The 11,046-nt window shown below is 70.6% G+C and carries 10 protein-coding genes; 1 reads left to right on the top strand and 9 read right to left on the bottom strand.

Annotated elements, in window-relative coordinates:
- Positions 1-37: 37 nt before the first annotated feature.
- From WBA97_RS10170 to WBA97_RS10155, 4 genes are all read right to left on the bottom strand, one after another.
- Entirely contained in the window at positions 38-1,615 is a 1,578-nt protein-coding gene (locus WBA97_RS10170) for a S8 family peptidase (RefSeq protein ID WP_424230489.1), read from the bottom strand.
- Between the two features lie 268 nt (positions 1,616-1,883).
- Entirely contained in the window at positions 1,884-2,324 is a 441-nt protein-coding gene (locus WBA97_RS10165; protein ID WP_424230488.1) for a helix-turn-helix domain-containing protein, read from the bottom strand.
- Between the two features lie 101 nt (positions 2,325-2,425).
- Complete coding sequence (locus WBA97_RS10160) at positions 2,426-3,361, bottom strand: cutinase family protein (protein WP_424230487.1); 936 nt, start codon at positions 3,359-3,361, stop codon at positions 2,426-2,428.
- 199 nt (positions 3,362-3,560) lie between these two features.
- Positions 3,561-4,220 carry a fasciclin domain-containing protein gene (locus WBA97_RS10155; RefSeq protein WP_424230486.1) on the bottom strand — a complete coding sequence of 220 codons (660 nt, stop codon included), beginning with the start codon at positions 4,218-4,220 and terminating at the stop codon, positions 3,561-3,563.
- Positions 4,221-4,527: 307 nt separating this feature from the next.
- Between WBA97_RS10155 and WBA97_RS10150 the strand changes: the two genes are divergently transcribed.
- Entirely contained in the window at positions 4,528-6,213 is a 1,686-nt protein-coding gene (locus tag WBA97_RS10150) for a cytochrome c biogenesis protein DipZ (protein ID WP_424230485.1), read from the top strand.
- Positions 6,214-6,265: 52 nt separating this feature from the next.
- Here WBA97_RS10150 and WBA97_RS10145 read toward each other — a convergent pair whose 3' ends face one another.
- From WBA97_RS10145 to WBA97_RS10125, 5 genes are all read right to left on the bottom strand, one after another.
- Positions 6,266-7,075 carry an SGNH/GDSL hydrolase family protein gene (locus tag WBA97_RS10145; RefSeq protein WP_424230484.1) on the bottom strand — a complete coding sequence of 270 codons (810 nt, stop codon included), beginning with the start codon at positions 7,073-7,075 and terminating at the stop codon, positions 6,266-6,268.
- 28 nt (positions 7,076-7,103) lie between these two features.
- Positions 7,104-8,279: a glycosyltransferase gene (locus WBA97_RS10140; RefSeq protein ID WP_424230483.1), complete on the bottom strand. Its 1,176-nt coding sequence runs from the start codon at positions 8,277-8,279 to the stop codon at positions 7,104-7,106.
- Positions 8,276-9,076, bottom strand: coding sequence for an alpha/beta fold hydrolase (locus WBA97_RS10135; RefSeq protein WP_424230482.1), 801 nt, complete (start codon positions 9,074-9,076; stop codon positions 8,276-8,278). Before WBA97_RS10135 ends, WBA97_RS10140 begins: the two co-directional genes overlap by 4 nt.
- Complete coding sequence (locus WBA97_RS10130; RefSeq protein WP_424230481.1) at positions 9,073-9,375, bottom strand: acyl carrier protein; 303 nt, start codon at positions 9,373-9,375, stop codon at positions 9,073-9,075. The genes WBA97_RS10135 and WBA97_RS10130 overlap by 4 nt, the downstream gene beginning before the upstream one ends.
- On the bottom strand, positions 9,375-11,046 hold a 1,672-nt coding region (locus WBA97_RS10125), incomplete at its 5' end, for a 4'-phosphopantetheinyl transferase superfamily protein (protein ID WP_424230480.1). The genes WBA97_RS10130 and WBA97_RS10125, both read right to left, overlap by 1 nt.

The raw sequence follows: 11,046 nt of genomic DNA, 5'->3' as shown, positions 1-11,046 counted from the left end.
ACCCGCGCCACCCGCCCTATAGCTCACGACCCGACGGTCAGAGGTCGAGCGTCCAGGTGTCGATGTAACCGACGTCGGCGCTGGCCGCGTCGCGGACGCGGAGATTCCAGCTGCCGTTGGCGGCCTCACTGGACAGGTTCACCGAGTAGGTCTGGTTGATGTTGTCCGCACTGCCGCCGGAGCGGTTGTGCAGGTTGTACACCGACCCGTCGGCGGCGACGAGGTCGACGACCAGGTCACCGATGTAGGTGTGGACGATGTGGACCTCGACGGTCGCCGAGGCGCCGCCGTTGCCCGTGCAGCCGGACACCGAGACCGGGCTGTTCACCGTCGAGTTGTCATTGATCGTGTAGTTGTTCGCGTTGGTCACCGCGGCGCAGGGGTTCGGCGGGGTCACGCCACCGGTGCCGGTGTACAGCAGGGCGTTCGGGGAGCCGGTGCCCGGGCTGGTGATCTTGTTCGGGGTGGCGGCGTTCTTCAGCGCGGTCTGGACCGCGGCCGGGGAGGCCGTCGGGTTGGCCGCCAGGTACAGGGCCGAGGCGCCCACCACGTGCGGGGTGGCCATCGACGTGCCGCTGATCGTGTTCGTCGCGGTGTCGCCGGTCCCCCACGCCGAGGTGATGCCCTCGCCTGGCGCGAAGATGTCGGTGCAGGTGCCGTAGTTCGAGAACGACGCGCGCGCGTCGGTCCTCGTGCTGGCGTTGACCGTGATCGCCTCGGTCACGCGGGCCGGGGTGAAGTTGCAGGCGTTGGCGTTGGAGTTGCCGGACGCGATGCCGTAGGTGACGCCGTCGATGATCGAGTTGCGGACCGCGGTCTCCGTGGCGGCGTCGGAACCCTGGGCGCCGAGGCTCATGTTGGCCACTGCCGGGCCGGAGGTGTGGTTCGAGGTCACCCAGTCGATGCCCGCGGCGACACCGGCGAACGAGCCGGAACCGGCGCAGTCAAGCACCTTCACGGCCACGAGGCGGACGGCCTTGGCGAGACCGTGCGCTGTGCCGCCGATGGTGCCCGCCACGTGCGTGCCGTGGCCGTTGCAGTCGGTGTTGTTGCCATCCCCGGTGGTGTTGGTGCCCCACGTGGCGCGGCCGCCGAAGTCCTGGTGGGTGGTGCGGATACCCGTGTCGATCACGTACGCGGTGACGTTGCTCGCCGTGGTCGAGTACGAGTACTTGCTGTCCAGCGGCAGGTCGCGCTGGTCGACGCGGTCCAGGCCCCACGACGGCGGGTTCAGCTGGTCCACGGTGGTGTGCACGGTCCGGTTCTGCTGCACGTAGGCCACGCTCGGGTCAGCGGCGAGCTTGCGTGCCGCGTCCTCGCTCATCGTGCCCGCGAAGCCGCGCAGTGCCGAGGTGTAGGTGTAGTCGACCTTGCTGCCGTACTTCGAGGCCAGGCCCGACACCTGGTCCCCGACGCCCTGCGCGGACATCGCCGAGTCCTTGAACACGACGACATAGCTGTCCTTGATCGCGCCGGACGCACCCGCGTACAACACGTCGCCCTCGGCCGCCTGTGCCACCGTGGCCCCGAAGCCCATACCGATCAACGCGGCGGTGGCCGCGGCGACCGAAGCCCCGAGAACCCGTCTCTTCGAGCTTGAGCGTGAATCTCCCATTACGTGGTTTCTCCTTTTGCAGGGCAGCCGGACTCCAGCCCTCGTGGGAGTCGACTGTGGATGGAGATGGAGCGGATGTTCGCGCGAACGCTTTCCACATTTGTCGCAGGAAGGCGGTCACACAAGAGATCGGACCGGTCTCGCTCTGTTCTCTTGTGAACGTTTGCCCGCACGCTGGGAAAAGGTTCAGCCGAGCGGTGCAGCGGATTGGGCCGCATGCCGCGTCCCGTTGTGTGTGGAACGCCCTCTCGCGCGCGAACGGTCCCGGTCAGGGGTGCCGCAGGCGCGTCATGAGCAGTGACACGAAGTCGGTCATGTCGGCCTGCAGGCACGGCAGCTGTGCGTGCTTGCCGGTGCACCCCGGCGCCCACGTGCTGCCGTCGCCGTAGTCGGTGAAGTCGAACGGGATGCCCGCCGAACGCACGGTCGGCGCGGGCAGGGATGCGGGCGGGGGCCCCGGTTCCGGACCCTGCCCCGGAACCGCGACGGCGTGCCCGGCGGCGGCGAACAGCTCGACCCGCTCGGCTTCCGCCAGCTCGAGCGCGTCGGCCAGCCGCCGCACGGTGCCGACACGGGGATCGGCCCGTTCACCGGTCTCCAGTCCCCGGATGGTGCGCACGCCCAGCTCGGACCGTTCCGCGAGGCCCTCCTGCGTCATCCCCACCCGCATCCGCAGCTGTCGCAGCAACGCGCCGAACTGGCTGGTCACATCACGCCTCTCGGGATCGGGCAATCCAGATCCCGACCCTATCGAGGTCACCGGCCGTTTCTCGCCGGGATGTGACGGGCGTCAGCGCGTGCTGGGATCGGTCACCCCGCCTGGATCAGCTTGAACCAGGGCGAGGTGGCACTGAGGCGGTCGAGCAACGGCTGCCCGACCAGCGCGGCCAGCCCGTTGCGGGCCGCCACCAGCTCCGCGCGGCCCGCGTTGCCGCCGAGGAGCTGCTGGATCTGCCACGGCGTGCCGATCGGGATGGGCAGCGGCGGACCGTAGCCGACGCGCGGCGGCTGGCGGTGCAGGAGCACGCCGTTGCCGAGGTCGCGGGCCGGGTTCAGGTCGTAGCCGTGGTCTCCGCTCGCGTAACCGACGAGCCCGTTCGCGAACGCGGCCAGGTTCGTGATCATGTTGGTGGAGTTGCAGATCCCGTCGTTCTCGTTGCACACGTTGCGCACAGCGAGATCGCCGTATTTCTGCCCGCCGAGCATGGTGACGCCGGGCAGGATCGTGGGCACGTTGGTCTCGATGCCGCCCGCGACGCCGCCGGTGCCGCCGTCGCCGAAGTCCCTGCGCGGGTTGCCGTACAGGACACCGTTCAGCAGGTGGTGCGGAATGGCGTTCTCACGGGAGAAGCGCTGCAGCACGTCACCCGCGACGACCGCGCCCTCGGAGTACCCCGACAGCACGAGGCGCGCGCCTGGGCACGCGGCGTGGAAGTCGCGGACGGCGCGGTCGAGCTTCCCGGTCCCCTCGGCGACGGACGCGTCAAGCGCCAGCCGGTCCACGATCGGGAACACCCCGGCGAAGTAGGGCACCTGGATGATCTGCCACCCGGCGGGCGGGTTGGCGTTGAACCCGGACCGGTTCCAGTTCACGAGCGACTCGCCCGAGCCGTAACCGTCAACCTCGAACACCGCGGTGCCGGGGCAGGCCGCCGCCGCGTTCGCGGACGCCGTCACCGACGGCACGATGAGGGCAGCGGCCGCCGCGGCAAGCGCGACGGCCAGCGTACCCAGCCTTTTCTTCATAGGGTTCCTCCTGGTCGTGACATGTTCGTCACTGATCGTGCCAAGAGAGCCCCGGAGAGTCAGCGCGTTCCGGGTGGCTCAGATGCGCCACTGCGCAAACAGGCCACCGGGCGAGCGCACGGTCGGCAGCGCAACCACGTGCCCGCGAGGCAGCCGGGGCTCCTCGTGGTCGAGGAGTCCCGGCTGCCGTTTCCTGGGGTCAGGCGGTCGGCATGAGGACCGAGTCGATCAGGTAGACGGTGGCGTTGGCGGTGTGCACGCCGCCGCAGATGACGTTGGCGTCGTTGACCTTCAGTGCGTCGCCGGAGCCGCTGACGGTGACCGTGCCCTTCTCGACCGTCGTCTGCTCGCCGACGATCTGGTCGGGCGACAGCTGGCCGGGAACCACGTGGTAGGTCAGGATCTTGGTCAGCATCGCGGAGTCCGTCTTCAGCGTCTCGATGGTGGCCGCGTCGATCTTGCCGAACGCGTCGTCGACCGGGGCGAACACGGTGAACTCGCCGCCGTTGAGCGTGTCGACCAGGTTCACGTCCGGGTTGAGCTGACCGGACACGCTCTGCACCAGCGTCGTCAGCAGCGGGTTGTTGCTCGCGGCGACCGCGACCGGGTCGGCGGCCATGCCCGTGACCGAGCCTGGGCCCTCCGGCACCTGCTCGGCGTAACCGGCACAGCCGGGGCCGACGAGGTCCGCCGCCGGGTCGGCCATGCCAGTGGCCATCCCGTCCTCCGTGGTCGTGGTCGTCTCCTGCTGACCGGCACTCTCGTTCGACGCCCCTTCGCCGGAGCTGCACGCGGCGCCGAAGAACGCGATGAACGCGACACCGATGGCCAGCGTGCCGCGACGAATGTTGCGATTCATGACAGGTTGTTCTCCCATTCCGGGTAGCGGTCGCACGCCGAAATTCCGGCGGCGCTTTCTCGAGCCCGCTCTGGGCTGCGAACAACTGGTCTTCGGAGGGACGAGCCGGCCGGATGGGCGCCCCGAACCGTCGTTACCATTCCGTTACTCACCGTGTTTTTCGGCTCCTGGAAGCCAATCCGCCGAGGCCATGGCCGCGAACCTCATCGGGACATCGCACAACCCAAGTGAGGACGCCGTGCTGACACTCGCCTTGATCGGACTGATCGGTGGCCTGGTTACCGGGATTTCCCCGTGCATTCTTCCGGTGCTGCCGGTCATTTTCTTCACCGGCGCGCAGGGCGCCGAAACCAGGGAAACCGCCGCGAACGGCGGCGCGGGCACGGTCGCCGTGGCCGAACGGACCAAGCCGCCCATCTCCCGTGCGCGGCCCTTCCTGGTCATCGCCGGGCTCGTCGTCAGCTTCACGCTCGTCACGCTGTTCGGGTCGCTGCTGCTGTCAGTGCTCGGGCTGCCGCAGGACGTGCTGCGCTGGGCCGGGCTGATCGTGCTGGCGCTCATCGGCATCGGGCTGATCGTGCCGAGGTTCGAGCACCTCCTGGAGAAGCCGTTCACCTGGATTCCGCAGAAGAACCCGGACCGGGACAAGGGTGGGTTCTCACTCGGCCTGGCCCTTGGCGCGGTGTACGTGCCGTGCGCTGGCCCGGTCCTCGCGGCGATCACCGTGGCGGGCTCGACCGGGCAGATCGGCATGGACACCGTGGTGCTGACGGTGACGTTCGCGGTCGGCGCCGCCATCCCGCTGCTGTTCTTCGCGCTCGCGGGCCGCCGGGTCGCCGAGCGGGTGGCCGCGTTCCGCAAACGGCAGCGCGGCATCCGGATCACCGCGGGCGTCGTCATGATCGCGCTGTCGATCGGACTCGTGTTCAACCTGCCGCAGCTGCTGCAGCGCGCGATCCCCGACTACACGTCCGGACTGCAGGAGGAGGTCAACAACTCCGAGCAGGTGCGGGAGGCACTCGACCTCGGCGGGCTGGAGAACGAGCAGAACAAGGACCTCGACAAGTGCGGCAACGGCGCGCGGGAGCTGGAGTCGTGCGGGACGGCCCCGGACATCAAGGGCATCCAGCAGTGGCTCAACACGCCCGGCGGCGCACCGGTGGAACTGAAGTCGTTGCGCGGCAAGGTGGTCCTGCTCGACTTCTGGGCGTACTCGTGCATCAACTGTCAGCGTTCCATCCCGCACGTGACCGCGTGGGACGAGGCCTACCGCGACGCGGGCCTGCGGGTCATCGGGGTCCACGCACCGGAGTACGCGTTCGAGAAGGAACCAGGGAACGTCGAGTCGGCGGCCGACAGGTTCGGGATGCGGTACCCGGTTGCGCTCGACAACAACCTCGCGACGTGGACCAACTACCGCAACCGGTACTGGCCCGCGCACTACCTCATCGACGCGGACGGCACCGTGCGGCACATCAAGTTCGGCGAGGGTGACTACGACACCACGGAGAAGCTCATCCGCGCACTGCTGCGCGATGCGGACCCGGCGGCGAACCTGCCCGCGCCGACCGACACCGCCGACGACACCCCGGACACCGCCGACATCACCCGCGAGACCTACCTCGGCTCGACGAAACGCGTGAACTTCGCGGGCGAGGGCACCTACACCTCGGGCGACCGCAGCTTTTCCTTCCCTGACAGGCAACCGAAGGACAGCTTCGCACTCGACGGCGACTGGACGCTGACCAGCCAGCACATCACCCCGACGGGCGACGATGGCAGACTCCGGCTCGACTACCACGCCAAGGAAGTACGGATGGTCCTGTCCGGCACGGGCACCGTCACCTACACCTCCGGTGATACCACGAAGACCATCCAGGTCAACGGCACACCCAACTCCTACCGGCTACTGTCCACAAAGGCCATAGAGGCAGGCTCGGTCACCGTGACAGTCAGCCAGGGCGTACAGGCCTACTCGTTCACCTTCGGCTGACGGACCGGTGCCGTGGGCGTCGTCTCCACAACGCCCACGGCACCGGCACGGGTCAGCCCGTGATCGCGGTCAGCGCGGCGAGGTAGCCGTCGCGGTGGCCTGCCGCGTTCGGGTGGTAGGACTCGTTGAGCTTCTCCCACTCCAGGCTCGTCACCCACTCGCCGCCACCCGAGCAGAGGGTGTGCGGGTCGAACACCGGACGCGCGTCGAGGTAGGTGAACCCCGCCGCCCCGGCCGCCGCGGCGGTCACGTCCGAGAGGGTGTCGGCCGCCGAGTTCAGCGCCGTCCGCTCCCGGTCGCTCAGGCCGAGGATGCCGCAGTCGCCGCCGATCGTGTACAGGCGCGGGTAACCGACCACGATCACCTGTGCCGACGGCGCGGCCCCTCGGATCGCCGCGTAGGTCTGCCCCAGCCCGGCGGGCAGTACCCCGACCGCCGCCGCCTTCGCCGCCTCGACACCGTCGAGGCAGTCCTGGTCGTCCAGCGTGAGGATGCAGTTCTGGAGCACGGCGACGAAACCGACGTCGTTGCCACCCACCTGCACGGTCACGAGCGAGGTGTCCGCGGTCAGCTGCGGCACCTGCGTCGAGATCATGTCGGCGGTGGTGGCACCCGAGCAGGACGCCTCGGTGAACGCGACGTCCGGGTGGGCCGCCGCCCACAACCGGGTGTAGGTGAGCGGCCCACGGCGGCACGGGTCGCTCTCGCTCGGGTCGTCATAGGTGTAGGTGCCGGGCGCCACGGCGTAGGAGTCACCGAGTGCGACGTACTTGCCCGCGGCCGCCGACGCTGGCGCGGCGAACATGGTCGTCGTCGCGGCGGCGGCGAGTAACGCGGCCAGGACGAATCTGGTCTTGTGCATGGAACCACTCCGTTGTAGCAGGGATGGATCACCGGGGTGTGCGTACCCCGACGTCGGAAAACACTGTGGTGGTGAGGAAGTCGGCGGCGGCGCGCACGGCGTCACCGGCACGCAGGCGCCTGCCGATCACCTCGGCGGCCGCGGGGTGACCGGTCGACGGGTCGAGCACGGTGTCGACGGCGGCGGCGAGCCCGGCGGCGTCGACCCGCCCGAACCGCACCCGCACGCCGGCACCGGCGTCGACGACCTGCCCCGCGACGATCGGCTGGTCGTCGCGGATCGGCGCGAGCACGAGCGGCACGCCGTGCCACAGCGACTCGCACACGGTGTTGTGCCCACCGTGCGACACCACGGCGTCCACATAGGGCAGCAGAGACAGCTGCGGGAGGTACTCCCGCACGATGGTGCGCTCTGGCAGCGACACCCCGGCGAGCACCTGGCCGGGGTCCGCGACGACGCCCTGCACGCGGTCGGCGAGCAGAGCCAGCGCCTCGGCCGCCTCGATGAGGAACCGGGTGCCCGCGTCGGTGTTCGCGGTGCCGAGACTGACCAGCACGACAACCCGGCCAAGGTTGAGCTCCTCCCACGGGAAGTCCGGCTCGGCACGGCGCGGCGCGATCGCGGGCCCGAGCACCCGGATCCCCGGACCGGTCTCCCCCACCAGCTCGCGTGCGGTGAACGCGAGCACGCCATACGGGGAGAACCGCGGATCGGCCGTGCCGTCCCCACCGAGGTCGGCACGCAGCGCGGCGAGCCGGTCGGTGAGCCAGCGGCCGACCTTGGGCAGCCCGGCGAGCGGGTCGACCAGCTCCGCCGAGGTGGACGACGACGTGACGTACGGGATGCCGAACCGCTCCGCGACCAGGGCACCCGCGACGGCGTGCTGGTCGCAGAGCACGACGTCGGGGGCGAACTCCTCGATCGCGGCCGCGACGCCGGGCGCCATCGCGGTGGCGAGCGGCAGGAGGAACTCCTCCCACAGGAACCGGAACGCGGCCGGGCCGGTCAGGCCGGGGGTCCTGGCCAGCCCCTGGCCGGGCACGGCGCAGTCGTGCACGCGCTGGTCGGCGCCCGCGAGCCGGTGCACCAGCTCGGGATGCCCTGCCCACGCGACGTCGTGCCCGCGCCGCGCCAGCTCGGCCGCGACACCGACGAGCGGGTTGACGTGCCCGACGAGCGGCGGCACGACCAGGAGATACCTCATGGCACGGCCTCGACCAGCGGGTGTTCGCGCACCCACGCGAGGATCAGGTCCCTCGTCTCCTCCGGTTTCTCCACGAGCACCGAGTGCCCCTGGTCCGGCAGCACGACCGTGCGGCACCGCGCGACCTTCGCCGTCAGGTCCGGTACCTGGTCGGCCAGCCCCGACTCGTCACCGAACACCGCCAGCAGCGGGCGGGTCAGCGCGGTGAGGTCGTCGTCGATCACCCTGCTCGTCGGCACGTCGGCGGCGAGCGAGGTGGACTGGAAGATCCGATGGGCCACTTTGGACAGTCGCGCGGTGTGGGCGCCGAAGTTGGCTGAGATCCAGCCGAACGCCTCGGCGTGCGCGAGCCGCGTGCGCGCGTCGGCGAGCCCCTCGGCCATGTGCCCGGTCCACGCGGCGACCGGCGGCTCGGACTCGATCATCGTCACCGACGCGACCCGCGCCGGGTGCCATGCGGAGAACGCGGTCGCCACCGTGCCGCCGAACGAGTTGCCGACCACGTGCGCCGGCCTCGTCTCCCCCAGCGCGTCGAGCAGCGCCGCGAGGTCGTCGACGAAGTCCTCCAGCCGGTACCCGGTCGCTGGCCGGTCGCTGCGGCCGTGCCCGCGAAGGTCGTACATCAGGACGTCCATGCCCGCCGTCGCGAACGCGGGGCCGAGGGTGAAGTAGTAGCTCGCGAGGCTGTCGGTGAGCAGCCCGTGCACGAACACCACCAGTGGTCGCCCGTCGCCGGACCACGCGCCGAGCCTGGCGGCGTGGGTGGTGATGTCGCCGGTGCGGAGTCGCTCGGTCATGCGTCTGCTCCCAGCGACGCCACCACGTGGTCGACGAGCCTGCCGACGGTCAGCGCGATGATCTCGTCCAGCTCGAGGTCGGCGATGAACTCGGCGAAGTTGACGCGTTCGCCGTAGTGCTCGCGCAGCGCGCCGGAGAGCACGACGAGGTCGATGCTCTCCAGCTCCAGGTCGTCGTGGAAGGTCGTGTCGCGGGTGATCTCGACGTCGTCGAGGCCAAGGTCCGCGACGACCGTGCGCAGCATGCCCGCGATGTCGGCGAGCACGGTCTCCTGGTCGGCGCTCAGGTGAGTGGTCATCACTGATCTCCTTCGGGTTCGCGGGTCCAGGCCACGACGTAGTCCCTGGACTGGTCCGGCACGTGCGCGAGGTGGACCCGGTAGCTCGACGATCCACACTGGACGGTCAGCTCGCCTGGTTCGGCCGTGACCACCCGGAACCGCTCCGGGTGCCAGGAAAGCCCGGTCCCGTAGGCCTTGGCGACCGCCTCCTTGGCGGCCCAGAACCGGGTGAACCACCACGCCGGGGTCTCGCCGGTGCGCTCGACCACCTCGTCGAACACGGTCAGTTCCTCGGCAGAGCAGGCCGCCTCGACCGCCGACCTCGGCCGGTCGGCGACCTCCTCGACGTCGATGCCGCACGGTCCGCGCCGCGCGATCGCGACCCCGAGCCCGCCGCGGTGCGCGATCGACACGGTCAGCTCGCCGACCATTCGCCCGAACACACCGCGCACGACCGGCCGCCCGGACGCCTCGTTGTCGATCACCAGCTCGGCGGGGTAGACCTCGCCGTCCTCCTCGGACCACATGACCTGCCGGACAGCGTCCTTGGCGGCGATCCGGCCGAGCAGCCACGACCGCCGGTGCCGCGGCGGGAGGGCGGCGTAGGTCTCGCGTTCCGCGCCGCCGAGGACGTTGCGCATGATCAGCTCGCGGGTGGCGAGATCGGGCCAGCGTTCGCGGATCAGTGCCCAGCCACCGGGTTGCACCGACGACAGCGTGAACGTGCCGGGGTACCGGTCGACCTTGCGGATGCCGGGGTCGGTGTCGAAGCGGCGGTCCGCCCAGCCGGTCATGTCCGCCCACACGCGACCGTCGTGCACCAGCTGCATGTCCGCGGTGAGCGTCGAGTCGGTGACCTCGGTGATCCGCACGAGGCACTCGAGGGTCTCCTCCTGCCCTGGCCGCGGGCCGAAGAACCGCAGGCACCGCAGGCCGACCGGGAACACGGTGGTGCGCTCGGTGAGCGTCGCCATGATCCAGTAGCCGAGCACCTGGCCAACGTTGTCGAGCAGCGCGCCCGGCACGGGCAACGCGGCGAGGCGGGCCCGCACGTGCCGCTCCCCGATCGCGGTCAGCTCCAGCACGCCCTGGAACCGGGGACCGTGGAACATCCAGCGTTCGTCGTACAGCTGCGCGGCGGTCAGGTCCGGTACGCGTTCGGCGGCCGGGTCGAACCGCCACGGCGCGGGCGGGGCCGGGTAGGCGACCGCCGTCTCGACGACGGCGGCGGCGCGGTCGCCGAGGGTGACCTCGGTGCGGCCGGGGCCAACGGGCCGGGTGCGGACGGGGATGTCCACGGCCGGGATGGCCTCGATCCACTTCATCATGCGGGCGTCGTGCACGGCGACCGCGACCGTGCCGGGAGTGGTGGCGAGGTCCGCGAGGTGGGTGAGGACGGTGGTGGCGGGCACGATCGGCCACCGGTCGCGGTCGTCCGGCCAGCCGGGCCGCTGCCGGAAGAAGCAGTGGTCGAGCAGGTACGGCATGGTCGTGACGTCGACCCGCAGCACCTCGGGCACCGCGGGCACCGGGGCCACACGGGGAGTGGGGACCCGCCGGGCGGTGATCAGTTCCGCGGCGACGGACGCGGTGTCGGTCAGCAGCGCGGCCAGCTCCCGCGCGACCGGGTCACCGGCACCCGCCCGGCCGAGCACGCCGAGCGCGGACTCGGCCGGGACGGGCGCGGGG

Origin of the sequence: Actinophytocola sp. (assembly GCF_049647105.1) — a bacterium.
Lineage (GTDB): Bacteria > Actinomycetota > Actinomycetes > Mycobacteriales > Pseudonocardiaceae > Actinophytocola.
The sequence above is the reverse complement of the archived record's forward strand: the minus strand, read 5'-3'. Positions and strand labels throughout refer to the sequence as shown.

Bases quoted from the DNA above. Each gene is read 5' to 3' on its own strand.
- WBA97_RS10170 (WP_424230489.1), bottom strand. From the start codon at position 1,615: ATGGGAGATTCACGCTCAAGCTCGAAGAGACGGGTTCTCGGGGCTTCG.
- WBA97_RS10160 (WP_424230487.1), bottom strand. From the start codon at position 3,361: ATGAAGAAAAGGCTGGGTACGCTGGCCGTCGCGCTTGCCGCGGCGGCC.
- WBA97_RS10155 (WP_424230486.1), bottom strand. From the start codon at position 4,220: ATGAATCGCAACATTCGTCGCGGCACGCTGGCCATCGGTGTCGCGTTC.
- WBA97_RS10145 (WP_424230484.1), bottom strand. From the start codon at position 7,075: ATGCACAAGACCAGATTCGTCCTGGCCGCGTTACTCGCCGCCGCCGCG.
- WBA97_RS10140 (WP_424230483.1), bottom strand. From the start codon at position 8,279: ATGAGGTATCTCCTGGTCGTGCCGCCGCTCGTCGGGCACGTCAACCCG.
- WBA97_RS10135 (WP_424230482.1), bottom strand. From the start codon at position 9,076: ATGACCGAGCGACTCCGCACCGGCGACATCACCACCCACGCCGCCAGG.
- WBA97_RS10130 (WP_424230481.1), bottom strand. From the start codon at position 9,375: ATGACCACTCACCTGAGCGCCGACCAGGAGACCGTGCTCGCCGACATC.